We start from the raw sequence: 25,856 nt of genomic DNA, 5'->3' as shown, positions 1-25,856 counted from the left end.
ATGGGTACGTATAAAATTTATAGATTATTTATCTTTTCTCCTCTTGAGGGAAAATTCAAAGAGATAAAGCCTGGATGCGGCGATGACTTTGTCAATATCCGGATTGATGGTGACAATTTAATTAACACGTTTTATGATGAAAACACTCTGAAATCATGCGCTATGCCAATTAAAACCCTTGAGTGAAATATGTATCAATATAATGAAGTGAGAATTGGTAATGGTTGCGAAAAAATCATCTTTAATTGTACAAGCTAGTGACGATGAGGGGGTAGAAAACCAGCGTTCTGAAGGGCAAGTGCAACAATGAATTTGTCTGGAGCTATCAGCAGACGAAATCGTCAAGAGATAAATGGATTTATAAAAAGAATGGCATTTGAGAATGCCAGATGGCCTGCGTTTAAACATGCCTGGTATGTGATTAACGATTCTACAGAACAAGAACCCGAATATTTTGCTATTACGGAATAAAAATGAAATCTCTAAAGTTGTTAATCGTATTATTTGTATTAATGATCTTCTCAGCTTTTGCAATGAGTTCAAATTCAAAACTGACTCCTCAACAAACAGTCATTGATTTTATAAGTGACTATGAGCAGTGGAATCAATTTGCTATGCAAAATTTAAGTGAAGATACTGGTTTTCAGGCAAAAGAGGAGTACATTAAATTACTGAATAAATATTGCGCTCAATCTTCTGGCAGAATTGGTTGTAATTCGTATGGGCAATATTCCTTGCATGTTTCCGGCGGGGAGAGAGTAATTAGTACCAAAAAAGCAAGAGCCAGCTGAATCTCGACCACCTGGTCGACAGCGAAAAACAGCAGCGGGGGGAGGGTTTTGAACTCCGAACCGACAGCCGGGGTGCCATCCGGGCGCAGAAAGGGATTTTTATCAGTGCTGACGGCCAGGTGAAGGCGCAGGGCCAGGTGCTGGAGATGGAGCCTGCGGTCAGCAATCTCGGCGATGCCCGGGAGCAGATGACAGCCATCTCCGGTGACGCGCAGCAGGCGACCGCGAACCCGGCAGACCTTCAGGCGCAAATCACCCTGCTGGAGCAGCATCTGACGGACCTTAAAAAATCGGTGCTGCTGATGAGCGCACCGGACGGTATGGCGCTGACCAGCGGCCAACATCTGCAGGTATCGGCCGGGCAGAACCTGATTGCCACGGCCGGTAAAAATGCGGACGTCAGCGTGGTGAAAAATCTGTTCATCGGGGTGGGCAGTGCCCTGAGCGTGTTTGCGCGCAAACTGGGGATCAGGCTCATCGCGAACCAGGGTCCGGTGCAGGTACAGGCGCAGAACGACCTGATGGCATTGCTGGCCCGCAAGGAAATCAGCATAGTCAGCACGGAAGATGAAATCAGAATCATCGCGAAGAAGAAGCTTACCCTGAACGGTGGAGGAAGCTACATCACACTGGATGCCAATGGCATTGAATCTGCCACCCAGGGTGAGTACCGGACCAAAGCCGGGCACTACGGGAGAAAAGAAAGGGCCAACAAACCAGAAGATTTTCCGAACGTGGCGCCTGAAACCACCGAACCTTCCAGTAAATTCAGCTTTTCCTGACAAGGAGTCACAACATGATTATCAGTCCTCCGTTTTTGAGAAACAGAGATGCTACTCAGTCTGACGCAGAGTGGGTTGAGGCGATGATGCCTGTCAATTCCCGCCGGGGATATCCTCTCAATGCATCAGAGTCCTGGCATGGGGGCATTCATATATCGCATACGGACTCCGGTTCGACGGTGGAGAAAGTTCGGGCAATCGCTGACGGGACGGTGGTATCGTTCCGCAAACCCTCCCCGCCAGAGAAAAGAGACCAGTTCCCGTTGAAGTATGCCCCTGTCAGGGGAACGGATGATGGCTATGTTTTACTGAAGCATGAGACAGAAATTGGTTCCGGGGATGACGGTAAGGTCATTTTTTACTCTCTGTATATCCATCTGAAGTTTCTGGAAGCAGAGATAAAAACGGATGCCAAAATTTACCGGAAAGACCCGATAGGCTCTTGCGGAATGACTGACGGGCAGAATGAATTTCATTTCCAGATTTTTTGCGATGATGACAACATCAGCAAACTGACAGGCAGAAAAACAGAGGAGCTGGATATTTCGAAAGATGGTCGCACTGATGCGGTGTACGGTGATATCCATTTTTATCTGCCAGCAGGAACACCGTTTTACGACAAGGCACCGGCAGATAACAGCACTTCAACAGCTGGTATTTCTGAACGCTATACAAGTATTGCGCCTCTGTATGTCAGCATGACCCTGGCGCAAGGCAACTGTACGATGGTGACCTGGCAAAAAAATACTCAAGTTGACGGGAAGTATGATCTGCTGGGCGAGCCGCTGGTTAATGCTGACGGGAAAGACTATGAATATAATCTCTATAAAACCGCGATGCGTAATTATAAGGAAAGCCCCAGTGCCGGGTTCGAGTTGCTGCATTTTGGGCGAGTTATCAATACGGACCATGAAACGCTGGTGCTGGCAGATGCGCCATTATGGATGACAGTGAATTACCCGGGTGGCAAAGGGGTGGTGAATCTCGCAGATCCCGCTATTAAAAAGTTCAGTGACACTGATTTTCCGCACTGGACGGGATGGCGGCTTGTTGATGATGACAACGATACCCACAGCCAGTGTAATTCGGCGATCATCAGAAAGTTGCAGGAAGAAGGCAGTTACGAAACTCAAAGCCACAGGCTTATCTGCTGTTTACCATTCGAGTGGGAAAAAAGCACAATAGATGCAAGGTATAAATGGTTGATGATCGGTCTGCCCTGGGAGCAGTGTACGCCGAAAAAAACGGCCATATGGCAGGTTCCCGGGACACAGGAATCAAAAGAGCGAACATTGATGAGTGAGGAGGACTATGGCAAGTTTAAACAGCATGCAGAAGCGCTGTGTTTTGATTCCGGAACACTCGGCAGCGGAAAACTGTGGCATTTCGAGCCTAAGGCATTTATTCGACAGTTCAGGAAATGTGTTTGGCTAGATTGTGAAATAATTGAAAAAGTTATGGCTGCGAATACCAGCAAGAAATTAACAACATCAATTAAACAAATATCCGAAAAAACAACTGAATATTATGAAGCTATAAATATTATATTGAATAAGTATAATATTAACGCTAGCAATAGAATTGGCCTGTTTTTAGGTCAAGGAGCTGTTGAGTCTGGTTATTTATTGTCGATGCGGGAAGTTAGTCAGCAACAGGTAAAAAAGATAGTGAAGAAAAATGGTGTAAATATTGATATAACTGTTGGTGGCAAATTAATTCCTGAATCTAAACAAAATGAAAATACAGAGCTTGGTCATTGGTATGGCAGTGTTCAGGATGAAGTAGATGAATACTATTCAGGTATTAAATATAACTCCAAAGGTGGGCGTATTGCTGGTTCGTATAGCTGGATAAACGGAAACTGCGGAGACTTAGATGCTCAAAAATTTCGAGGAAGAGGATTTAAAATGCTAACTGGGTTGGACACGTATTCAAGTTATTGGGTGTATCGTGGTTGGCTGAGTAAGAGTGACTTTGATAATTCATGGTGGAGTGATGCTGAATATAAAAAGAAAAATAAAACTGGCATGAAGAAAACCCCTCCAGAAATAGAATCTCCTCACAAGATAACTGAGAACCCATATAACTGTATAGATACTGGTGGTTTTTTTATCGTTGGTTTTAAAAGCAAGGTTTTAAAGATTATGGATTCAGATAAATTAGATTTGGCTGATGATGATAGTGTTATAGAAAAAGTCACAAAAGCAATAAATGGTGGTATTAAAGGTTTGGAACAAAGAAAAATCGCCACAAGGAAAGCTAAGGAGTTGATAGATGATAAGATTTAATTTTATTTTAATGTCGGTATTTTTTTGTTTTTTACCAAGATGTCTTATGCTGAGTATTACAATGAAGTTAATTATAATACTTACCATTTTAAGTTGAATAAAGAAAAGAAAGGCAGTGTTGATATTAGGGATTCTCTATCAGGCGTAATGATTAATTGTGAAATATCTGGGTGGAGTAAACTCGAGTCAAAAGGATCAGGGATAATATCTCTAACAAGTGATAAAATAGGAGTACTTATTTCCCCTGGTAATAAATATCTTTTATTGAAGGATATAATTGAATGTAAAGGTGGCAAAATACCCTTAAAAAGTCTTACATACTTTGAAGGTGATATATCCACTCCTATAGATGTGAATTTTAATAAAAAACTAATTTTAGCAACTATTCCTATTGATGCCCAACACGGAACATACCAATCTGTTATTTCTTATTTTGGCGGCGAAGATAATATCTTGAGTGGTCCGGGGGTTTGGGATAGTGCTAAAGAAGATCTCGATGAGCAGAAAGATACATTTAGTGTAGGGGACTCAATCTACTTAGGAAAAATATCATCCAATGGGAAATATGTTGCACCTAACGATTTAGATTGTTCAGCTGATTCATTCCCTGGTGTATGGGATGTGGAAAAAAAGATGAAGGTTGTATTTCCATCAGATAAAGATGATTCAGTTGTTGAAAGTAAATGCCAGGAACTATTTTTAGGGAGTAAGACTCTGAATGAGTTAGGAGGGATTCTCCTCCCCAGGAACATTGAGCATGGGGCTAAGTGAATAAACCATCTATCATGGGAGGGCTCAGTAGCACGGAGAATAAATCCAGGGAGAATGGCGTTTGAGGACGTAAGATGGCCTGCGTTTAAGCACGGCTGGTATGTGCTTAACGATTCTACAGAACAAGAAGCCGGTTATTTTGCCATTAAGGAATCAATATGAAATGTTTAAAGTTGCTAATCGTGTTATTTTTGTCGATGACCTTTTCTGCATTTGCAATGAGTTCAAATTCAAAATTAGCTCCTCAGCAGACTGTCATTAATTTTATAAGTGATTATGAACAGTGGAATGAAGAAGCTACGCAAAATCTAAGTGAAGACACAGGTTTTCAGGCAAAAGATGAGTACATTAAATTACTTGACAAATATTACACTCAATCTACAAGCAGGATTGGTTATGATGTCTATGGGCAATGCTCGTTGCATATTTCTGATGGGGAAAAATACTCAGCACTAAAAAAAACGATCAAGAGATTATAATTAAAACAGGAATGTCGTCAAGATTTGGAGAGACGGACACTGATATGGATTATTTTGAATACCATCTAGTTTTGGATAAAAATAAATATTTAATTAAAGAAGTATATCAGTTATCAAAATCTGGTAAGAAAACCAAAACATTATAACTCCATGAGTTTGATTCTTAGATACTCTCTTGCAAAATGTTTGCTAGTGCATCTGATTTGAAGCTTGTTAAGTATAGTGTTTGAAGTTTTATTGTAGTTATTTGGCTGAAAAAATATGTTTTATTCCCTAAAGCATCTTCCTGAATGTTACCCGCGGCCAGTTCCGCCCAAAATATCCCACTGGTTTGCTGTCCTGGCGGCAATGTTGGTTATTAGCGTGATCCTCATGCGTATATTCGGACGCTACATCGATACCAGGCACTTCTGGTTGCTTGCTATTGGCATACCTGTCGTTGTGTGGATTGTAAGTTTCGGTTTTCGCATGTGGCTCTGGTCATTACAGGACAGTAAAGCGAATAGTTTTGACCGGCGTCGGGAACACTGGATCTTAAGTGATACCCGTAAAGCACGCCGCGCGCTTCAGATACTGAATATGACATTTATAACTGCCCATCAGCAAGACAAACAGGGTTCTGTCGCTGCTGAGATGCTCAATAATCAGAGCATTATCATTTCTCAGTCGGACTGGAAAGGTGAAAAAGGCAAGAGGCTGAGCCGTATTACGACAGAGCCGGGAGAGACTCCTGAGCTGGTTGTCTCACGTCTGCTTTCTGAACTCATTGCTGATCTGCCAGTTGGTCAGTTCCCGGAAAATGCCTCACTGGCAGTCATCCTTGATATCTCGTCATCTTTGTCATTCCCTGCGGTTCGGGAGATTTGGCAGGAAGCCTGGCAGGAAAGTGGAATAACCTGCGCGGTTGAGTATGTGGACAGCAATGGGCCTGGAGTCGTCAGCCACTGGCTGGATCACCGCATTAAAGATGAGGTGATGTTATTGATAGTTGGTCTCCAGATTGATCCGGTTGACTCAAACAATACTGCAGAAGCCGCTGTTGCACTGCTTCTGGGCAACCGCCTGACACAGGAGACACTCGAACCTCTCGCGCTGCTGCACCGGCCAGATGCATCCCCTCTAGGTGAACTGAGCGGGGGGATGAACATGGCCGCCTATAACGTCCCGCTCAAAGGACATATCGTTAAAAATTTATGGATTGCCGGGCTGACGGGTAAGCAGCACGCAGAAGTGATCACTTGTCAGAATGCACATCCTGCGCAGTCTGTAGCGGACGACTCCGTCATTTCACTCGACATGTCTATGGGACGTGCCGGAGCCGCAGCCCCCTGGCTGGCCATCGCTGCCGCCACTGAAATCGCCCGACAAACACAGTCGCCACAAATGATTATCTGTGGCGATACCACAAAGAATGTGCTGTGGAGCACGCTCATTACCCCGATTGCTTCCCGACAGGAGATGGATCCGTGAAGCTACCTTTTGCTTTTGCACCGAAAACTACGGAAGGCCGCTATCTTTCTGTCACATTCATTCTCTTTTTACTCTTTGCAGCCATGACGTTTATGGTCTGGAAGTATCCGGACATGGCCGGTCTGGTTGACGGTAATCAGCAGCAAATTTACTGGCTGATTGGTGGAGGCTGTATTTCCGGATGCACATTTATCATGCTGGTTGTGCTCCTGTGGCAAGCTCTCAGTGCGGGCAAAAAAGAATTTGATGTTCTTGTCAACGAAACCAGTGGTGATGACGAGAAAACGAAACGGGAAAATGATAACGTCCCTGTTCACCCTGCAGTGGTCATGTGTGACAGGATTCGGGCGCATCTCCGCTCCCGTATTAGTCTTTACTGGCGCAGCAAAACCCGTCTGCTGTTAATCACTGGCGATGAGGCGGCAATCGAACAACTGGTACCCGGCCTGCAACAGCAGCAGTGGCTTGAAGGCAACCGCACCGTGCTGATTTACGGTGGCAGCCTGGCACCGGAGCCTGACCGCGAAAAATACACCGCGCTGCGTAAACTGCGCCGCGGACGCCCGCTGGACGGGATTATCCGTGTACTGCCGGAGTCGCTTAACCTGACCCCACAAATCAGTGACAGCGATTTACGCGGTCTGGAAAAAATCAGCGAACTGCTGCGTTATTCCGCTCCGGTCTGGCTGTGGCAACTGTGCAGCAGTCACTGGTCGCAGGGGACGCGTCCTGAGCAGGCGGTAGGCGCAAGCTTTCCACCACGCGCAAATGAAGACGATGTTATCCGCCAGCTGGAGCGGATGCTGCCGGCCCTGCGGGCGCAGGGGATGAATCAGGTCGGGGAAAACAACCGCCACGACTTCCTGCTGCGCCTGGGCCAGCATCTAAAAGACGGCGCCGTCACCCGCTGGGCTCAGCAACTGGTGCCATGGCTTTCTGTTTCTCAGCAGCGTGTTCCGCTGCGGGGGCTGATGTTCAGCCTGACGGAGAATCAACCTGCCGGTACGTCAGCGGGCACAGCCGACGCTGAAAAATTTATCCCGGGATCACAGCACCATGCCCTGACCCTGCCGGCAACCTGGCAAGGTATCGTTGACGACTGCACCCGTGTGCGTGGCCGTCGTGTCGGTATGGCGTGGGAGAGGACACTTGCCTGGCCACTGATGGCCATCATCGGTGTCTGGGGGGCGGGTACTCTGCTGTCGTTTATGGTCAACCGTCAGCAGATAGTCTCTGTTGCTGAGCAGGCCCATGCCCTGGTAGAGCATCCTTCCGTATCGGACTACCAACTGACGGCCCTGCACGAACTGCGTAACGACACCGGCCGCCTGTTGCACAATGTTCAGGAGGGCACGCCCTGGTACCAGCGCTTCGGTCTGGACCATAACCAGCAGCTGCTCGATGCGTTGCTGCCCTGGTACGGCGTGGCAAACAACCGCCTGATACGCGACCCGGCGAATCAGGCGCTGACACAAAAACTCAGCGCATTGGCAAACTCTGCCCCCAACAGCGACCAGCGTGCACAGCTGGCGAAGCCGGGTTATGACCAGCTTAAAGCCTTGCTGATGATGGCCCGTCCGGATAAAGTCGACGGCGCGTTTTACGCCCAGACCCTGAAAGCCGTGCAGCCGACGCGAATGGGTATTTCTACCGGTCTGTGGCAAAGCCTGGCGCCGGATTTGTGGGCCTTCTACATCACCGAACTGCCTAAGCAGCCACAGTGGAAAATCACACCGGATGCGCAGCTGGTCAGCCAGAGTCGCCAGTTGCTGCTGCAGCAAATTGGGCGTCGTAACGCTGAAAGCACACTTTATGAAAATATGCTCAAGTCAGTGCGTCGTAACTTCGCCGATGTCTCCCTGGAGGACATGACCAGCGGTACCGATGCGCGTCGACTTTTTACTACCGAGGAGGTCGTGCCGGGCATGTTCACCCGCCAGGCCTGGGAAGGTGGCATTCAGCAGGCTATCGAAAAGGCTGCAAATTCCCGCCGGGATGAAATTGACTGGGTGCTGAGTGATTCCCGTAAAGCCGTATCGGCAGATCTGTCGCCGGAAGCGCTCAAAGCACGCCTGACAGAGCGTTATTTCATTGACTTTGCCGGCAGCTGGTTGAATTTCCTTAACAGCCTGCACTGGAACCCGGCAAACAATATTGCGGACGTTACCGATCAGCTGACGCTGATGAGCGATGTCCGCCAGTCGCCACTGATTGCCCTGATGAATACCCTCGCCTGGCAGGGACAGACAGGCCAGCAAAGCGAAGGTCTTTCGGACTCCCTCATCAAATCGGCTAAAGACCTCGTCGGTGGAAAAGATAAACCTGCCATTGATCAGTCTGCGTCAGGGCCGCAGGGGCCGCTGGACGAAACCTTTGGTCCGCTGCTGCAGCTTCTGGGTAAAAACAAAGGTGGTAATGTCATGTCGGCGGACAACTCCCTGAGTCTGCAGACGTATCTGACCCGTATCACCCGCGTGCGTCTGCGACTGCAGCAGGTGGCCAGCGCTTCTGACCCGCAGGCAATGATGCAGACCCTGGCGCAGACCGTGTTCCAGGGCAAAAGCGTGGACCTCACCGACACTCAGCAATACGGTAGCCTGATTTCGGCAAGTCTTGGCGAGGAGTGGAGCGGATTTGGCAGCACAATGTTTGTGCAGCCGCTGACCCAGGCCTGGGAAACCGTGCTTCAGCCAGCGGCGGCGAGCTTGAATGACAAGTGGAACCGCTCCGTGGTAGCGAACTGGCACACCGCATTTGACGGACGTTTTCCGTTTGCCGCGAGTAAAAGTGATGCCTCCCTGCCGATGCTGGCTGAATTTGTGCGTAAGGACAGCGGACGTATAGAGCGCTTCCTGACGACAGAGCTCGGTGGTGTACTGCACAAGGAGGGTAGCCAGTGGGTACCGGATAAGGTCAACAGCCAGGGGCTGAGCTTTAATCCGACATTCCTGCGGGCGATAAACCAGCTGAGCCAGCTGTCGGACATTCTGTTCACCGACGGCAGTCAGGGCATCACCTTTGAGCTGCAGGCGCGTCCTGTGCCACAGGTGGTGGAGACGCAGCTAATCATTGATGGACAAAAGCTGCACTACTTCAACCAGATGGCCGACTGGCAAAGCTTCCGCTGGCCGGGAGAGACGTACAAGCCGGGAACGATGCTGACATGGACCACGGTCAACGCTGGTGCGCGCCTGTTCGGGGATTACAGCGGGACCTGGGGCTTTATTCGCTGGCTGGACCAAGGTAAGCGTGCGCAGCTTGACCGCAGCCAGTGGATGATGAGTTTTACCGCGCCGGATGGCCGTACCCTGCAGTGGGTGCTGCGTTCACAGCTGGGCAGCGGGCCGCTGGCGTTACTGGCACTGCGTGACTTCACGCTGCCGGATCAGATATTCAGCGTCGACAGCGCGGCCACGGCGCAGGCGCTGATGACTAGCACGGAAGACAGTGATATGGACGGAACCGAATAATGGACACTTTACAGAATCTGGTTGACGCCTGTCAGGCGGATGAAACCCTGCTTCGCCAGCAGGCGCAGACACGTACGGAAAACTGGCAGCCCTGGCTTGCCCCGATCAGTGCTACCCGTCCAGCGGGTGAAGACCCGGGATATGACGATGATTTCCAGCGTATCCGGGAGGAGGTCAATAAGCTTTCCGGTATTGATACCGGGCTGATATGCACGCTTGCTGAAAAGCTGCTGACCATTACCGCCAAAGATATCCGGGTTGCCACTTATTATTGCTGGGCACGCCTGCACCAGGACGGCGAAACCGGCTTTGCCGAAGGGCTTGAGCTGCTGGCGGGATTGCTGCAGCGCTATGGAACACAGCTTCATCCGCAGCGTGAGCGAAGCCGTAAACCGGCGCTGGAGTGGCTCGCGGGCTCGCGTGTGCTCGACAGTCTGTCTCTCTGGCCGGAAGTGGTCCGGGATGATGCCCTGCACACGGCTGGTGCGCTGCTGCTTATCCGCGACAGTCTGGAGACCGAGGCGGAAGCGTCACGGCCGAAAATGAATGCCTTGTACAGTGCTCTGGAGTCCCGCCTGATGAAGGCCGGTGGCATGGATGCGGTGGTACCACAGAACGCCAGCAGTCAGACTCGCATGCAGCCGGTACCCCATACGACAGAACAGGATGCGCCGGTGCTGAGTCGCATCACCTCGGGTCAGGATTTACTCGCCCAGGCTCGAATCCTGACGGACTATCTGCGCCAACAACCCGATGGCTGGCTTGCGGCGCACCGTCTGATGAAAAGCCTGCGTCATGACACGCTGAGTGCGATCCCGGCACCGGATGGCGAAGGGAAAACACGCATCGCATCGCCGCGGGCTGACGAGCGGGCCATGCTCAAACGCCTGTACCTGCAGCAGAGCTGGCTGGAGTTACTGGAGCAGGCGGACAGCACCTTCTCGCGTGGCGCCAGTCACCTCTGGCTGGATTTGCAGTGGTATATCCATCAGGCACTGATGAAAACGGGACAAAATGTGCTGGCCGACATCATCGCCGCCGACCTGAAAGGGCTGCTGAGCCGCCTCACCGGGCTTGAAACCCTGGCGTTTAATGACGGGACGCCGTTTGCCGATGAGGTCACGCTGAACTGGATAAACCAGAGCGTGCTGGACGATATGTCCGGCTGGCACGATGAGCCGGCCAGAACAGTCAGTGAGACGGACAACGTTATTCTGGCCCTTGAGCCGGAAGCGCTGGAGAAAGCGGACACGGATGGTCTGGATGCCACACTCCACTGGCTGCAGACGCGCCCGGGCACCGACTCCACAAAAGACAAATGGTTGCTGCGCCTGCTGATGGCCCGCGTGGCCGAGCAAAAAGGCAAAAATGAACTGGCCCTGCATCTGCTGGGTGAACTCGATGGTGCGGCACAGTCCATCACCCTCACACAGTGGGTGCCGACGCTGTTGTTTGAAGTGAAATCGCGTCGCCTCAGGTTGCTGCGCTTGAAAGCTTCCCGCAACGAGACTGATAAAGCGCGGTTACAGCCAGAGATGGATTTGCTTCTGTCCGGTCTGATTGCACTCGATCCAGCAGGCAGTGCGGTGCTTTGCAGTTAACCTGGACTGAATTCAGCTATAAGGAGAACATATGCCAGCAAAAGGTTTTTATCTGGTGCAGGGCGACAAAACGACCTGTGGCGGGAGAATTATCACGGGCGCAGAAGATCACACTCTGTTTGGTAAACCGGTTGCACGGGAACAGGACGGCGTGACCTGCGGTAAATTTCCGGGGATTTACAAGGTAGCCGGTGGCATCGACAACGATATCATTCACGGCAGGCGAATGGCCGGGACTCTCGACAGTTTCAGTTCATGTCCCTGCAGGGCAAAGTTTATTCCGTCGATGCTGGAGGATACGTACGAGAAGAGCGGAGGGAGTGCTAATTCTGCAGGGGGGGCAACGGCAGCCACATCTACAGCTACTTCACCGGCAACTACTCTACCAGTAACGACTGCCGGGCAGTCGTCGGATCTTAAGACTCAACCGCATTGTCAGCATACTGATGGCGCGATAAAAGTTGCTGACTACATACTCAAAGAAATTAAGATGAATGTCAGAAGCCACACAGCAGAAACAATCAGATATTTAATCGATGATGATACTTTAAAACAAAGGCGTGCCGAGTGGAATACACTCCCTTTTTATGCAAAGTTAGCAACATATCCAAAACCGGATTTACCTGCTGCAATGGCTGTCTGGTATCAGACCGTAAAAACAGGATCTACCTGGGATCACAAACCGAAGATTCGAGACAGATTTTCGTCGGTTGTAGTTGCGCGACCATTACCTAGAAAAGGGAACCTTCAAGGTCTTATTACCACAAGTTCAAACAGCATGATTATTTTTATGATGTTTGGTCAAACATACATTATGGCTATGTTGGCCTTAGTGTCGGCTTTTCAAAATCGTTGCTCTTAAAGGGGTCTGCCTGGGAACAAAACATGACGCCTGGAGCGATTGGTGACGATACGGTGGACGACGTTACGAGCATGAAAATCGGCTTTGCTCTGTTCCATCAACACGGGAAATATGCAGACAGTTTGACTGTGATTAATATACTTGACGCACTCGAGCAAACACCTGATGTGCTACTACATCACTCAAAAGAAAAACACTGGTGCTGGAATACGGATAATCCAGATAAGATTGAGGAATGATTATGAAAAAGAAAATAATTCTGGGTTACATTGTATTCTTTTCGGGACTGTTGGTGCTAATTGTTCACATCTTCCCGATACGACCTTTCGTTACGATTACGAATAATACTAACAAACCTCTTATCATATATGCTGGTGAGAGTATCTATGGCGTCGACCCCGAGCCTGAAGAAGTTGATCGAATTGTAAGGTCAAAACCTAAAATCATAGCTCCAGGCGAGAAAAGTGAATTTACTGCTTCATTTATATCTCTGATTAGAAGAGACGCAGCAATCGATATTGGTTGGAGGATCGGTGGCCAATATGAATATAATTCAACTGGTGGTGGAGGTCAGAATTTAATTCTTTCCTCAACAGCGGGTGCGTGTTCTGTGTCGATCAAAATAAACGATGGGTTTAATAATGAGATTCTGGAGAATACTTCTGGTGATTTGTGTTTTAAAAAAATAAAAGCATTCAAATACAAATATTGACCCATGCCCTGTTTTATTGGAAATGCCTGTTTAAAGCGGGAATATTTAGTTTTTAATAAATGATAAGAAATTAATATAAATATATGGACAATTTAACCCTGCGTTATTACGACGCCGAAATGCGCTACCTGCTGGAAGCTGGCGAAGAGTTTGCCCGCGCTCACCCCGAGCAGGCGGCAATGCTCAACCTCGATAAAGCGGGCGCGCGCGACCCTTACGTAGAGCGACTTTTTGAGGGCTTTGCATTCCTGATGGGCCGGCTGCGCGAAAAGCTCGATGACGACCTGCCTGAACTGACCGAAGGGCTGGTCAGCCTGCTGTGGCCGCATTACCTGCGCACCATTCCGTCAATGTCGGTGGTGGAGTTCACCCCCGACTGGCGTGAGATGAAAGAGCAGATGCGTATCGTCAAAGGCTTTGAGGTGAACTCAAGGCCGATCGGTGAAAAGGGCACGTGTTGCCGCTACACCACAACTAAAGAGATCACCCTACAGCCGCTGTCACTCGAGCACGCTCGCCTGTCGACCGACTCTGACGGGCGTTCGGTCATCAGCCTGCGGTTTAACTGCAGCCATCTCGCCGACTGGGGCAGTATCGATCTCAGCCAGCTCCCGTTCTATTTCAACGCTGACGCACCGCTGGCCTGCGCTATGCATGAAGCCTTTACCATGAACACTGCGCGTCTGTGGCTGCGCATGCCGGGTGACACGGACAGAAGACCGCTGGACGGGTATTTCACCGCACTGGGATTTGGCGATGATGACAGGCTGTGGCCGAAGGGGGACAGCAGTTTCAGCGGTTACCAGTTGCTGCTGGAGTACTTCACCTTTCGCGAGAAATTTATGTTCACCGGCCTGCGCGGGCTGGAGACCGTGTTCTTTCCGGCTGAGCTCCCGTGGTTTGAAATCGATGTGGTGCTGGCGGAGCGCTGGGAACATGACTTCAGCTTTACCGAAAAGCATCTCCGCCTGAACTGCGTGCCGGTGATTAACCTGTTTCCGCTGGAATCTGACCCGCTGACGCTTAATTCCCTACAGACCGAATACATGCTGCGTCCGATGCGCGTGCAGGATGGCCATACCGAGATATACACCGTGGATTCGGTGATGTCATCAAATCAGCATACGTACGTGCCGTTTTCGAGCTTTCGCCATAAAGGCGGAATGATGCGTCATGAAGCCCCGGAATATTACTACCACACCCGCGTGCGCCGTGGCCCTTCAGGGCTGCATGACACCTGGCTTATTCTTGGCGGCGAAGCGTTTGATAACCATACCGTACCGGAGGATGAAAGCCTGTCGTTGACGCTCACTGGCACCAATGGCCAGTTACCACGGCGTGCATTGCAGAGCACCGTGCTTGATACAGTGATGAAAACCACCTCGGCCAGCATCGCCGTGCGTAACCTGTGTGCGCCGACGCTACCTTGCTATCCGCCCGCACAGGACCGTTTTCACTGGCGTGTGCTGAGCCACCTCGGCAGCGGGTTCTTGTCAATGATGGATAGCGCCGACGTGCTGCGCGGCACCCTGGCGCTGTACGAGTGGACCGACGGCGAGATGAACCGCCGTCGCCTGGAAGCCATCATTGACGTAAAGCACTGTGAGACCGAACGCTTTGAGCAGGGTTACCTGGTGCGCGGTGTGCAGATTGAGGTGACGCTCGATAGCCATGGCTTTGCCGGGCGCGGCGACATCTGCTTGTTTGGCGAGATGCTGAGTCGTTTCTTTGCGCTCTACACCGACATTTATCTGTTTAACCGCCTGATTATCATCCTGCAACCGACCGGAGAGCGCCTGGAATGGGAAGAGAAGCACAACCGCCGTATTCCCGGCTGACCCCGCGGCTGGAGGCTGACCTTAACCGGATAAACTTTTACCGTTTCTGCCAGTTGCTGGAGAAACTGAATCCGGACCGGCCGCTGATGGGCTCAACGAGTCATCCTGGTGACGACCCGGTGCGCTTTGTGCCGCACCCCGGGATGGGTTTTCCGGCAAGCGAACTGAAAGCCGTTGAGTATGACGAAGAGGATGACAGTAAACCACCGCTCATCCGCGCCACGTTTATGGGGATGTACGGCGTCGATTCACCACTGCCAACTGCCTATCTTGACGACATCACCCAGCGCCGGGAAGAGCATGACGCGCTGCAGGGCTTTCTCGATATCTTCAGCCACCGCATCCTGACGCAGTTCTATCGCATCTGGCGAAAATACTCTTACCCGGCCACGTTTGAGCCTGGCGGGACCGACAGCATTTCGCAGTCGCTGCTGGGCCTGGTGGGGCTGGGTATTCCCGGTACCGCGAACCACATTGCCACACCGGTGTCCCGCTTTCTGGCGCTGCTGGGTGTGCTGCAGCAACCGGGGAAAACCCAGGAAGGGATGCAGGCTCTGGTGAGCCTGCTGGCACCGGATACCACCGTGAAGGTCAGCCCGTACTGCCTGCGTCCGGTAGAAATCAGTCAGCCACTGGGTTTTTACGATGATGACGATTTTCTGCTGGATGGCAACACGCCGCTGGGCGATGAAGCGATGGATGCCTGCAGCCAGCTGCTGATTGCCCTGTCCACCGATAACGAACAGGAGGCTCAGGGCTGGAAACCGGATGGTCTGCTGTATCAGGATTTCCTGGTCATGCTGCGGGTTTATCTCGGCTGGCGCTTTAAGGCAAAGCTCACCCTGACCACACTGACCCGGTTACTGGCTGCTCCGCCGCTCGGCGAAGGCCCTTTCTGGCTCGGGATGAATGGCGTGCTGGGAGCTAATGTGGGGGAACCTGCGGATGATATCCCACAGACCTTTACGACAGAACTGGGCTATTACACTGGCCTGCAGCCAGCAATACCACCACAAGGAAACCGACGTGTTACGTACAAATTTAACTAAAACCGCGCGCTGGCTGTTACCACTGCTGGCATTCAGCCTGGAAGGCTGTGGGGTGACACAAAGCATCACAGACAGCACAAAATCGGCCTTTAACACCGTGTTCTACAAAAAGATTAAGGAGCTACATCTGGATTTCACGGCGCGTAAGGCGCTGAACACCGACGCCCGCGAAAATAACTCGCTATCTGAACCTGTCGTGATTCGGGTTTACCAGCTCAAAGATCGCAAAACCTTTGATAAGACGGTTTACCAGCAACTGCTTCAGGATGATGCAAGCATTCTGAAAGACGACATGCTGACCAGCCGTAATGTCGTGGTGAAGCCGGACGGTGACGCTAGCCTTGATATGCCGATGGAAGAAGAGGCGCAGTTTGTCGCGGTAGTGGGATTATTCCGCCATCCGGACATGACCAACGACACATGGAGGCAGGTTATCAAGCGCAGCGATCTGAATCCGGATAATCCGCGCATTTTGGAAGCAGGCGAGAACCACCTGACGCTGCAACCGTTTAAGGACGAGTGATGCCCCAGAGACATAACACACCTTCGCTGTATGAAATGCTAACCGGAAATTTTACCGGTGGTCTCGAGCTTAATCAGGTTAGTGAGCAAAATCAGATCATCCTTTCAGTACTTGATAACATGCAGCGCGTCCTAAACTGTCGTGCCGGCACGCTGGCACATCTGCCTGATTACGGGCTGCCCGATATGACGAAAATCCTGCAGGGCATGCCGGGCACGGCCCATGAGCTTATGGGCACATTGTCTGCCGTCCTGCTCAAGTATGAGCCACGCCTGAAAAAGATAAACGTTGTACTCCTGGAGCAGAACGTCCCCGGCGAGCTGCGCTATGCCATTGACGCCGAACTCAAAGGCATCGGCCTGGTACGGTACGGCACCGAGTTTATGCCCGAAGGGCGCGTGCTCATTCGCCACCTCAAACAGCAGCAGTATCTGGATGCCCGCTCCGCAATCTAGTTTTTATTCTGGCTGAAACCAACATGACAACATACCCTGAGCGTCACCTTAAACCCGGCGGTGACCCGCGCACGCTTGCCGATTATGTATCCCTGCGCGATGAAATGAGCAAGCTGACGCATCCGGCACGTCCGGACGTAAACTGGCCGCACGCGGAAACGCTCTGCCTTTCGCTCTTTGAACACAATGGGGTGGAGCTGCAGACCGCCGCCTGGTATACGCTTGCGCTCACGCATCTGTCCGGTTTGTACGGCATGAATGAAGGACTGGCGATTCTGGATGCACTTCTCTCACGTCAGTGGGGGAACATGTGGCCTCAGCCGATGCATGCCCGGATAGAAATTATCAGTTCCCTCAGTAAGCGGCTACAGCAGGTGATGCGTACCCTGACGCTGAGCTATGCCGACCTCCGCCACCTGTACCAGGCAGAGGCATATTTGAATGCGCTGGGTGACGTGTTACAGCGTTTGGAGTTAAAGCATACCAGCCAGCTTGATGACCTGCGCATACTGATCCATAACGCAGCGGTCCGGCTGGAAAACAGCGAAAACGCTGGCGTGAGCCCCCCGGGTGAGGCCGTGTCCCTTGCGCAGGCAGAGCGAGTGAAGCGGGTGTACGTTATTGAACCTGACCCTCAGCCGCATGTGCAAATGGAGACGGAATCTCCAGCGCCCGTAAAACCCTGGAAGCCGTTTATTGCCGGAATGCTGAGCATGCTGGTACTGTCTGGCTCGACGGTCCTGGGATGGCAGATAATGCATAAGCCTGACCCAGCACAGATGCAGTTCGCGGCAACGCTTGCCCCGTTACCCGCAGCGCTTTCGGATGAACAAATCCGGTTTTTCCGTCAATCCTCTCCTTCGCCTGATACGGGCATCAGGCAGACACAGCAGCAGCTCACGCGGCTTGTGCAGTTAAAACCGGACTGGGCCATCAGTTATGGTGATGAACTTCTGAAGCAGGCGCTGATGCTTTGGCCAGAACAGGCGAAACCGCTGGTGCAGCAGTGGCAGCGACAGATCGCGATCGCGGCACTTCCTGAGGACAGTCTTAATGGTTGGCATCAGGGAATGACGCAGCTAGAGCAGCTGGCGAAGCGGCTGAATGCCCTTGATGAACAGAGGGGCAAGTACATGACGGTTAGCGAGCTGAAATCGGCCGTGTTTGCCATGTCGCAGTCGTTCAACCGCGCTTTGCCGATCGAGGAGCAGCTGCGTCAGCTGTCCACATTACCGCAAAATCAACCCTGGCCTGCAGCGCTGAGGAGCCAGACGGAACAGCATCTTCAACAGCTGATTACCCGCTATGCTGCGCTGAAACAAAAAACAGTGGAATAGGCAAAGAAGGCGATGGAGCGGTTAAGAAAAAAAGATAATGGCCGGTCAGCGTTTCCCACGCTGAATCTGGCTCAACAGTGTGCGAAATGTTAACAGGGACGACAACGTGTCAGCCAGAGACCGGTTTTTCAAAAGAGTACAGCAGAAAAATGACAGTATCCCGCCCGATCACGAATCAGCGGAGGGTGAAATCAGGGCATTCCGTCAGCGGATGGATGCGCTGGCACAGCAGATTTGTGTGTGGTTTGAGGGAAGTGGAATTGAGGTCATTGTGTCGACAAAGCATATTCATGACCTGAGTACTCTTGGTTACAGCCTTAGCAGCGGCATATGCCGGTATGACATCACCACCATCCGGCTGGTGAACGGAGATCGCAGCGTGAGTATTATGCCGGAGCAACTCTGTCGTAGCGCGGAGAGGGGCTGTGTGATAATGCGGGTTGATGCGCCCGGCATCAACCAGGTGTTTTGCCTGAGCATGGCACCGAAGGAAAGCTGGTTTATCCGGCGTGAACAGCAGGGCGTAAAAGAGAATGCCATTATGACGGAAAATCATTTTTTCCTGGCAGTGGACTGTCTGGCCTGAATATTCCAGTCGGGTACCCGGCACATTGAGCACTGTAATGTAAGACATCACTGGCGCAAGGCTTTAAACGAGCCTTACGGCGCTTCAATGGTGGGATAAAGGCTATTTTCAAAATAGGCGACCAGCACCCAAATCTCACCACTAAAAATAAACCACAAACCCAATATAATAAGGCAAAGAATAATTAAGGTGAGGAGTATTTCTGTTTTTCCCATCTAAGCGATTACCCACCTGAAGTCTGTTTCAGCCCAGGCTGGGATTCTAACGGGGCTTGCTTCACAACTCCAGCTTCATGCGGCCAGCACTTTGTTGCGACCGTCATTCTTGGCGCGGTAGAGCGCATCATCGACACGTTTGAAGAGGTCATCAATGCTTTCGCCCTGGTTGTGTCGTGCAACGCCGATGCTGACGGTGAAGCGGGGCAATCCAGGGATCGTAATATGCGCTACCGCGGCGCGAATGGTTTCCGCTATCTGCATCGCGGTTTCAAGCGTGGTTCGCGGCAGCAGGAGCACGAACTCTTCGCCACCCCAGCGGAAAACGTAGTCATCGGGACGGCTGCAGGCTTCCAGCGTGCGCGAAAGCGAAATGAGTACCTCGTCACCCTTAAGATGTCCGAAGAGGTCATTGATGTTTTTGAAATGGTCAGTATCTACCAGCATCAGGCTAAACTGCTGCTGTGCTGGGAGGTGAGAAAGTGTGGTTTGCTCTGTGATGTTGTAAAACTGTCGGCGATTAAGCAGGCCGGTCATTGAATCTCGCAGGGCTGCATGTTCCAGCTCCTGCTCGAGCCGCTTTTGTTCAGTGATATCGTGAATAATGCACAACATCAGCTTATCGCCGTAGATCTCAATGGGTCCGGCGTAGGTCTGTACGTGTCGGGTCGAACCATCCGCCAGTCGGTGGACAAAATTTAGCGGTTTATGTCCTCCGGGCAGGCTGGCGATCTCCGTCATAATTGGCAAGATGTCGCGCCCAAGCGTGTTGATTTCCCAGGTATGTTTACGGCACATTTCCTCATGGGTGTAGCCATAAAAATTAAGCGCAGCCAGGTTGGCGTCAACAATGTGGCCATCTCGTGCCGTATCGATTAACAACATTGGTGCGCTGTTAGTAAGAAAAAAGCGCGCGTAGAATCCCTGTTTTTTTCGCTGATAGGTTGCCGAACGGCTAGCTTTCAGGCCGGAAGGCGCCTGCTGCGAAATCCCCTCAAACACGATCACATCACCATAAGGTGCCAGATGCGTAAGCGTCAGACGACAGCTCAGCGTACTCTCTTGATTGTCTCGCCAGACGGTGAGTATTTCGACGATATCCAGTTCGCTTTTAAGTTCGGGAACATACATTGAGAGAGCGGTTTGCGCATTAGCGGAATAGATCCCAGTGCGCATCTCGGTCAGCGTTTTATCACCCATAAGTTTAGTCGCCGCAGTATTGGCAAATAGAATATTTTCCGCGACGGGTGAAATCAGCCACACCGGGTTTTTAATAACATTCAGCGCATCGAAGCAATATTGCGACATAGGGAATTCCTGTACATCGGCACGGTATACCTGACGATCACGCCGGAATTGACTCGCGTGGGCTCCTTTGAAACATACCTTACTTCATCACATCAGGCGTGGTTTTTTTGTGAAATAAAAGGGGATTCCGCCTGAATTTTACCGATTGGTATAATCTGTCTTTCAGACGTTTTTTGCAGCAGCAGCCACGGAACCTGTTCTGCAGGTAAAGGTCGGGAGTACAGGAAACCCTGGAGATAATCACACCCCAGACTCACCAGCATTGCCCGCTGCGCTTCGGTTTCAATTCCTTCTGCAACGACATTCATCTCCAGAGTCCGGGCGATGGTAATGATCGTTTCCACAAGCTTTCTGCTTTTCTCATTTTCAAGCATTGAACTGACAAAACTTTTGTCGATTTTTAGCTCTTTCGCCGGTAAGACGCTGAGCATGAGAAGATTCGAATAACCCGTACCAAAATCATCTATCGAAACGGTAATCCCTGCCTGGTTGAACGCGGTGAGCAATTCAATGCTGCGATCGAGGTTTTTTAGCGCCGTGCTTTCCGTCACTTCAAGGATCAACCGGGAGGGGGCCAGGTTATATTTTTGCAGCATGGACGAGATAACCTGAAAGATATCCTGCTGCTCAAATTGCATCGGCGACAGGTTGAATGACAATGTCCATTGGCTGAACCCTTGTTCAGTCCAGAAACTCAGTTGTTTACAGGCCGCTTCAATCGCCCAGTTACCAACGGGAATGATCAACCCGGTTTGTTCCAGCGACGGTAAAAAGAGACTGGGCAGTAAAACACCTTGTTCCGGGTGACGCCAGCGTAGCAGTGCCTCAAACCCGTGAATGGTGTTCTCTTCTGCCAGCCAGGTTGGCTGATACCACATTTCAAACTGATCGCGTTCCAGCGCCAGGGATAACTCCTGCAAAAAGGCAGGTTCAGCCGGAACCGTCGTCGACATCTCTGCGCGATAAATGGCCCAGCCGTTACGACCTTGCTTTTTCACGTTATGCATCGCCGCATCGGCCTTAAGCTTTAGCTCATGCAGGGTTTCACCGTGTTGAGGATAGAGGCTTACTCCTGCGCTGAGCGTGATGGTTAACGTATGCCCGCAAAGGGAAAGTGGACGGCGGATATCGTCCAGCAGGGGTGAAAGCAGCGCGTTCAGCTTGTCGTCATCGCATTCTGGGACCAGCAAAATGAAAGCATCACCACCCAGGCGTGCCAGCGTCATTTCGCGTGTTAACCGTGCAGTCACGCGATGAGCCACGTTTATCAGCAGTTCATCGCCAATGTGATGACCCCAGATATCATTAATCCGTTTGAAATGGTCAATATCGAAAAATATCACCGCAAACGGCTTTTTGCTCAGCAGTGCGCTGTGCAGGCAGTCCTGCATTCGCGCGTCCATCTGGTGACGATTGGCAAGCCCGGTAAGCGCATCAAAACGTGCCTGCAACTCCAGCTGTCTGTTGAGCTGGCGCAAATTATCCGTCAGCCTGTTAGTCCGCCTGTGTGAATCCATCAGCGAGATAATCAACATCACACCGAGCAAACATAATGTGGTGACGGATACCCAAATTGATAATCCCAGTTCACTGATACCGCCCGGTAATGTGTTTTCCATTTCGTGGAAATGCGCGGCGTTCATTCCGGTGTAATGCATGGCGCAAATGGCTGCAGCCATCACTAGCGCAGCCGCAAGGCGGTTGATGTACACGCCTTTACGCTTTTCTCGTAAATGGAAGGCTAGCCACAGTGCCGCGCCGGACGCGATGACGGCAATCAGCACCGATAAGAGGACAATGCGTCGGTCCCAGATAATGCTGCCCTTCAGCATTAATGCGGCCATGCCGACATAGTGCATGGAAACGACACCCGCGCTGAGGATCAGCGTGGCGAGTATCAGTCGAAAAGGGGAAAGCGATTTTGCGGAAACGGCGATATTAATGGCAAGCGTAGAAGCAACGACGGCAATACCCAGTGAGCCGACGGTGAGCCAGAGGTGGTAGCTCATGATCATCGGCATTTTCATCGACAGCATGCCGATGAAATGCATGGACCAGATCCCGATACCTAAGGTTACGCCACCGGCCACACGCCAGAACAGTGCAGCCTTACGGGCGGCAAGAGGGATTTTACCCGCGCTGTCTAAAGCCACAAATGAGGCGATGAACGCCACCAAATAAGAAATGGCTATTAAAACAGGGTCCCACGATACGTTGAGCATTATGTCATCCCACGCCAAAAGTTACGGAGTTATCAATTAATAAAGAATATAAAATATATTAAGCAAATTACTCTTTTAAGTGCGACTAAACAGTATCCCGTTTTTAATGCAATGCCTCTTAAATACGTATGAATATCTATCGCGTGGCGTAAGAACAGAGTATCGCGTACGGGTGGCATAAACCAGAGTGGCAGCATGGCGAGCATTGCATTTCCTCTAAAACCCGCTTTTGTTCTCTCTTAAGTGAAATTATGCTAATCAAACTGCGAAACAACAAACTCGCGCAGATCGTGAGGACAAAGCTATCGTGCAATGCTATAAATTTTAATGCCGATAAAAATATAAAGTCGTAGGAAAATGTATGCTAAGAAATATTAGTGTCAGAACTTTTATTGTCTATTTCCTTTTATGTCTCTTTTTGGTTAATAACGGAGTGATTGCATTGTTTGCTAATGGCGTGTCACTTTTTATTGCCGTGAATACTGCACAACTCATTGCACTGCTTTTACTTTGGGCGTACATGACAAAATATCTTGTGACGCCGATCAATACTGTGAAAAAAAGTATTGAAGAAGTGACGTCGGGCAATCTTGGCGTCTCTATCCCTGAATTTGGCAACAACTGCGCCGGACGTTTGATTCCAGGGATTAATAGCTTGTCCAGTAACATCGCAACGCTGGTCAGCGAGATCAGATCCTCTTCACAAACGGCCATGACGCTTGCGGAGCAACTCTCGTCCCGCAGTGCAGAGCTGTCGGTAAAGACCGAACAGCAGTCAGCGTCATTGATCCAGACGGCGGCCAGCATGGAACAAATGGCAGCGAGTACCCGAAACAATGCAGACAATACCCGTTTAGCCAGTGAGCAAGCGAATGCCGCGACGTTACAGGCACAAAAAGGTGGACAATTAATGGGGCAGGTTGCTAACAACATGCAGTCTATAACCGAATGTGCCCTGCAAATGACGGAAATTATTTCCCTTATCGATGGTATCGCTTTCCAGACCAATATTCTGGCGCTTAACGCGGCGGTAGAGGCTGCGCGCGCGGGCGATCATGGCAAAGGATTTTCCGTGGTGGCGGGTGAAGTTCGTAATCTCGCACACCGAAGCGCCGAAGCGGCGAAAAACATCAAGTTGCTGATTGACGTGACCAGCAATAACGTGACGCAGGGCGTTAACGTTGTCTCGCAAGCGGAGAGAAATATGCAGGATATCGTGGCGGGCTCGAATAACGTCAGCCGGTTAATGGACGATATTTCTGCCTCCACGTCAGAGCAGGAAAAGGGGATTTCGCAGATAACGCAGGCGCTGTCTGAACTGGAACGCGTGACGCAGAGCAATGTCGCCATGGTGGAGGAGCTCAACGGATCCTCCGATGTGCTGCGTAACCAGGTGATTGAACTGCAAACCCGCACGCGTAATTTCCGGCTTGACCAGCGACATCTCGCGGATGAGCCCTCAGCGCGACGTCAACGATCCCCGATCCCCTCCCTCTGATAAAAAGCCTGGCTTGCCAGGCTTTTTCTTTGATGCGAAAAGTACAATTCCTGAGCGCATTCAGCGCGATGCTGAACATATCTATTGCTTAAGCCTGGACGAAAGCTAGACTGACACCGTAAAGATGAAAAGCGGGAGGCGCTGTGGAGAGCATTAAAGGGTCCGAAATTAACGTGCCTGACGCAGTTTTTGCGTGGGTGTTCGATGGCCGTGGTGGTGCGAGGCCGCTGGAAGACAGCGATGATATTGATAGTGAACATCCCTGCTGGCTGCATTTGAACTATACCCATCCAGACAGTGCCCAGTGGCTGGCATCGACGCCGCTCTTACCCAATAACGTGCGTGATGCGCTCGCAGGAGAGAGCCTCAGGCCACGCGTCAGCAGAATGGGCGAGGGGACATTAATTACGCTGCGCTGCATTAATGGCAGCACGGATGAACGTCCCGACCAACTGGTTGCAATGCGCCTCTATATGGATGAGCGGATGATTGTCTCCACCCGGCAGCGTAAGGTGCTGGCGCTGGATGACGTGGTTAACGATCTGAAAGAGGGCACGGGCCCGACGGATTGCGGCAGCTGGCTGGTGGACGTCTGCGATGCCCTGACCGATCATGCCAGCGAGTTTATCGAAGAGCTGCACGATAAGATTATCGATCTGGAGGACAATCTGCTCGATCAGCAGATCCCCCCACGCGGTTTTCTGGCGCTTTTGCGCAAACAGCTGATCGTCATGCGTCGCTACATGACGCCACAGCGCGATGTGTACGCGCGACTGGCCAGCGAGCGGCTGAGCTGGATGAACGATGACCAGCGTAGAAGAATGCAGGACATTGCTGACAGGCTCGGACGAGGACTGGACGAGATCGACTCCTGTATTGCCCGAACGGCGGTAATGGCGGACGAAATAGCCCAAGTGATGCAGGAGTCACTCTCGAGACGAACTTATACGATGTCGCTCATGGCGATGGTCTTTTTGCCCAGCACTTTTCTGACGGGGCTGTTTGGCGTCAATCTTGGCGGAATACCCGGCGGAGAATACCACTATGGTTTTACGACCTTTTGCGTCATGTTAGTGGTTTTGATTGGCGGTGTTGCATGGTGGTTGCATCGCAGTAAATGGTTGTAAATTTGCACTTTTTCGGTCAGTAGATTGCTTCAAAACGACATTTTAATTGAGCGAAGTCAATAAACATCGACCCCGCAAGGTGCAATATTACTCCCGCAGGTGAATGCAACGTCAAGCGATGGGCGTTGCGCTCCATATTGTCTTACTTCCTTTTTTTGAATTACTGCATAGCACAATTGATTCGTACGACGCCGACTTAATAGTCGGCTTTTTTTTGCCTGCCGTTCCCCAGCGACTACCCTAAAAGGGTCAACAAAAAACTGGAGGAAGAGATGAGCATGCTACTCGCGCTGCAATTCATGAATACACGACAGTCCGATCCGGTACCTACCGACCCAACGCCGATGCCCGATCCCATCCCGCGTCCTCAGCCTATGCCGGACCCGCCGCCTGATGAAGAACCGATTAAAATGTCGCATCCAACCCTGATATCTGCGAGGATACGCGCCATCTGACTGCGAAGATGACCACG

20 protein-coding genes and 2 pseudogenes are annotated in these 25,856 nt (G+C 51.0%); 19 read left to right on the top strand and 3 right to left on the bottom strand.

What is annotated here, in order from left to right; translation table 11 throughout:
* Nucleotides 1-473 precede the first annotated feature (473 nt).
* From HV355_RS00835 to HV355_RS00760, 16 genes and pseudogenes are all read left to right on the top strand, one after another.
* Nucleotides 474-791, top strand: coding sequence for a hypothetical protein (locus HV355_RS00835; RefSeq protein WP_182400691.1), 318 nt, complete (start codon nt 474-476; stop codon nt 789-791).
* Nucleotides 779-1,573: pseudogene (locus HV355_RS00830) on the top strand (type VI secretion system Vgr family protein); the annotation flags it as partial. The gene HV355_RS00835 and the pseudogene HV355_RS00830, both read left to right, overlap by 13 nt.
* Before the next feature lie 14 nt (nt 1,574-1,587).
* On the top strand, nt 1,588-3,861 hold the full coding sequence (locus HV355_RS00825; protein ID WP_182400690.1) for a M23 family metallopeptidase: 2,274 nt from the start codon (nt 1,588-1,590) through the stop codon (nt 3,859-3,861).
* Between the two features lie 39 nt (nt 3,862-3,900).
* Nucleotides 3,901-4,632 carry a hypothetical protein gene (locus HV355_RS00820; RefSeq protein WP_182401251.1) on the top strand — a complete coding sequence of 244 codons (732 nt, stop codon included), beginning with the start codon at nt 3,901-3,903 and terminating at the stop codon, nt 4,630-4,632.
* Nucleotides 4,633-4,790: 158 nt separating this feature from the next.
* On the top strand, nt 4,791-5,111 hold the full coding sequence (locus HV355_RS00815) for a hypothetical protein (RefSeq protein ID WP_182400689.1): 321 nt from the start codon (nt 4,791-4,793) through the stop codon (nt 5,109-5,111).
* Between the two features lie 261 nt (nt 5,112-5,372).
* Complete coding sequence (locus tag HV355_RS00810; protein ID WP_182400688.1) at nt 5,373-6,581, top strand: hypothetical protein; 1,209 nt, start codon at nt 5,373-5,375, stop codon at nt 6,579-6,581.
* A complete protein-coding gene (locus tag HV355_RS00805; RefSeq protein WP_182400687.1) occupies nt 6,578-10,051 on the top strand; it encodes an ImcF-related family protein in 3,474 nt (1,157 codons plus the stop codon). The genes HV355_RS00810 and HV355_RS00805 overlap by 4 nt, the downstream gene beginning before the upstream one ends.
* Nucleotides 10,051-11,652, top strand: a complete 1,602-nt coding sequence (tssA, locus tag HV355_RS00800) for a type VI secretion system protein TssA (RefSeq protein ID WP_148400815.1) — start codon at nt 10,051-10,053, stop codon at nt 11,650-11,652. The genes HV355_RS00805 and tssA overlap by 1 nt, the downstream gene beginning before the upstream one ends.
* Nucleotides 11,653-11,683: 31 nt before the next feature.
* Nucleotides 11,684-12,753 (top strand): annotated as a pseudogene (locus tag HV355_RS00795) (polymorphic toxin type 44 domain-containing protein).
* Between the two features lie 2 nt (nt 12,754-12,755).
* Nucleotides 12,756-13,226, top strand: a complete 471-nt coding sequence (locus HV355_RS00790) for a hypothetical protein (RefSeq protein WP_249420809.1) — start codon at nt 12,756-12,758, stop codon at nt 13,224-13,226.
* A gap of 83 nt (nt 13,227-13,309) precedes the next feature.
* On the top strand, nt 13,310-15,064 hold the full coding sequence (gene tssF / locus HV355_RS00785; RefSeq protein ID WP_182400685.1) for a type VI secretion system baseplate subunit TssF: 1,755 nt from the start codon (nt 13,310-13,312) through the stop codon (nt 15,062-15,064).
* A complete protein-coding gene (gene tssG, locus HV355_RS00780) occupies nt 15,028-16,113 on the top strand; it encodes a type VI secretion system baseplate subunit TssG (protein ID WP_182400684.1) in 1,086 nt (361 codons plus the stop codon). Before tssF ends, tssG begins: the two co-directional genes overlap by 37 nt.
* Nucleotides 16,091-16,636: a type VI secretion system lipoprotein TssJ gene (gene tssJ, locus HV355_RS00775; RefSeq protein ID WP_182400683.1), complete on the top strand. Its 546-nt coding sequence runs from the start codon at nt 16,091-16,093 to the stop codon at nt 16,634-16,636. Before tssG ends, tssJ begins: the two co-directional genes overlap by 23 nt.
* The gene (gene tssE, locus HV355_RS00770; RefSeq protein ID WP_182400682.1) at nt 16,636-17,091 is read left to right on the top strand and encodes a type VI secretion system baseplate subunit TssE; all 456 of its coding nucleotides are present in this window, start codon (nt 16,636-16,638) and stop codon (nt 17,089-17,091) included. The genes tssJ and tssE overlap by 1 nt, the downstream gene beginning before the upstream one ends.
* Before the next feature lie 23 nt (nt 17,092-17,114).
* The gene (locus tag HV355_RS00765; protein ID WP_182400681.1) at nt 17,115-18,428 is read left to right on the top strand and encodes a VasL domain-containing protein; all 1,314 of its coding nucleotides are present in this window, start codon (nt 17,115-17,117) and stop codon (nt 18,426-18,428) included.
* Between the two features lie 106 nt (nt 18,429-18,534).
* Nucleotides 18,535-19,014 (top strand): hypothetical protein, encoded by a 480-nt coding sequence (locus HV355_RS00760; RefSeq protein WP_182401209.1) that lies wholly within the window; start codon nt 18,535-18,537, stop codon nt 19,012-19,014.
* 74 nt (nt 19,015-19,088) lie between these two features.
* Here the strand turns inward: HV355_RS00760 and HV355_RS00755 are convergent, their stop codons facing one another.
* The 3 genes from HV355_RS00755 to HV355_RS00745 form a co-directional block, all read right to left on the bottom strand.
* Nucleotides 19,089-19,229, bottom strand: a complete 141-nt coding sequence (locus tag HV355_RS00755) for an Ecr family regulatory small membrane protein (protein WP_010431575.1) — start codon at nt 19,227-19,229, stop codon at nt 19,089-19,091.
* Nucleotides 19,230-19,304: 75 nt separating this feature from the next.
* A complete protein-coding gene (locus tag HV355_RS00750) occupies nt 19,305-20,537 on the bottom strand; it encodes a sensor domain-containing diguanylate cyclase (protein ID WP_182400680.1) in 1,233 nt (410 codons plus the stop codon).
* Nucleotides 20,538-20,629: 92 nt separating this feature from the next.
* Nucleotides 20,630-22,759, bottom strand: coding sequence for a bifunctional diguanylate cyclase/phosphodiesterase (locus tag HV355_RS00745; RefSeq protein WP_182400679.1), 2,130 nt, complete (start codon nt 22,757-22,759; stop codon nt 20,630-20,632).
* A 520-nt stretch (nt 22,760-23,279) separates the two neighbouring features.
* On the opposite strand from HV355_RS00745, the gene HV355_RS00740 reads away from it, so the two are divergent.
* The 3 genes from HV355_RS00740 (at nt 23,280) to HV355_RS00730 (ending at nt 25,839) form a co-directional block, all read left to right on the top strand.
* Complete coding sequence (locus HV355_RS00740) at nt 23,280-24,257, top strand: methyl-accepting chemotaxis protein (protein ID WP_249420808.1); 978 nt, start codon at nt 23,280-23,282, stop codon at nt 24,255-24,257.
* Nucleotides 24,258-24,400: 143 nt separating this feature from the next.
* The gene (gene zntB / locus HV355_RS00735; RefSeq protein ID WP_108417755.1) at nt 24,401-25,384 is read left to right on the top strand and encodes a zinc transporter ZntB; all 984 of its coding nucleotides are present in this window, start codon (nt 24,401-24,403) and stop codon (nt 25,382-25,384) included.
* A gap of 299 nt (nt 25,385-25,683) precedes the next feature.
* Nucleotides 25,684-25,839 (top strand): hypothetical protein, encoded by a 156-nt coding sequence (locus tag HV355_RS00730; RefSeq protein ID WP_269475491.1) that lies wholly within the window; start codon nt 25,684-25,686, stop codon nt 25,837-25,839.
* Nucleotides 25,840-25,856: the final 17 nt, after the last annotated feature.

It is taken from the genome of Enterobacter sp. RHBSTW-01064 (assembly GCF_014103035.1).
Classification (GTDB): Bacteria; Pseudomonadota; Gammaproteobacteria; order Enterobacterales; family Enterobacteriaceae; genus Enterobacter; species Enterobacter mori.
The sequence above is the reverse complement of the archived record's forward strand: the minus strand, read 5'-3'. Positions and strand labels throughout refer to the sequence as shown.

Excerpts from the sequence above, each read along its gene's own strand:
- HV355_RS00810 (WP_182400688.1), top strand. The coding sequence starts at position 5,373 with ATGTTTTATTCCCTAAAGCATCTTCCTGAATGTTACCCGCGGCCAGTT.
- HV355_RS00825 (WP_182400690.1), top strand. The coding sequence starts at position 1,588 with ATGATTATCAGTCCTCCGTTTTTGAGAAACAGAGATGCTACTCAGTCT.
- tssG (WP_182400684.1), top strand. The coding sequence starts at position 15,028 with ATGGGAAGAGAAGCACAACCGCCGTATTCCCGGCTGACCCCGCGGCTG.
- HV355_RS00790 (WP_249420809.1), top strand. The coding sequence starts at position 12,756 with ATGAAAAAGAAAATAATTCTGGGTTACATTGTATTCTTTTCGGGACTG.
- tssE (WP_182400682.1), top strand. The coding sequence starts at position 16,636 with ATGCCCCAGAGACATAACACACCTTCGCTGTATGAAATGCTAACCGGA.
- HV355_RS00755 (WP_010431575.1), bottom strand. The coding sequence starts at position 19,229 with ATGGGAAAAACAGAAATACTCCTCACCTTAATTATTCTTTGCCTTATT.
- HV355_RS00740 (WP_249420808.1), top strand. The coding sequence starts at position 23,280 with ATGACAAAATATCTTGTGACGCCGATCAATACTGTGAAAAAAAGTATT.
- tssA (WP_148400815.1), top strand. The coding sequence starts at position 10,051 with ATGGACACTTTACAGAATCTGGTTGACGCCTGTCAGGCGGATGAAACC.
- tssF (WP_182400685.1), top strand. The coding sequence starts at position 13,310 with ATGGACAATTTAACCCTGCGTTATTACGACGCCGAAATGCGCTACCTG.
- HV355_RS00745 (WP_182400679.1), bottom strand. The coding sequence starts at position 22,759 with ATGCTCAACGTATCGTGGGACCCTGTTTTAATAGCCATTTCTTATTTG.
- HV355_RS00835 (WP_182400691.1), top strand. The coding sequence starts at position 474 with ATGAAATCTCTAAAGTTGTTAATCGTATTATTTGTATTAATGATCTTC.
- HV355_RS00730 (WP_269475491.1), top strand. The coding sequence starts at position 25,684 with ATGAATACACGACAGTCCGATCCGGTACCTACCGACCCAACGCCGATG.
- HV355_RS00820 (WP_182401251.1), top strand. The coding sequence starts at position 3,901 with ATGTCTTATGCTGAGTATTACAATGAAGTTAATTATAATACTTACCAT.
- HV355_RS00750 (WP_182400680.1), bottom strand. The coding sequence starts at position 20,537 with ATGTCGCAATATTGCTTCGATGCGCTGAATGTTATTAAAAACCCGGTG.
- HV355_RS00815 (WP_182400689.1), top strand. The coding sequence starts at position 4,791 with ATGAAATGTTTAAAGTTGCTAATCGTGTTATTTTTGTCGATGACCTTT.
- HV355_RS00765 (WP_182400681.1), top strand. The coding sequence starts at position 17,115 with ATGACAACATACCCTGAGCGTCACCTTAAACCCGGCGGTGACCCGCGC.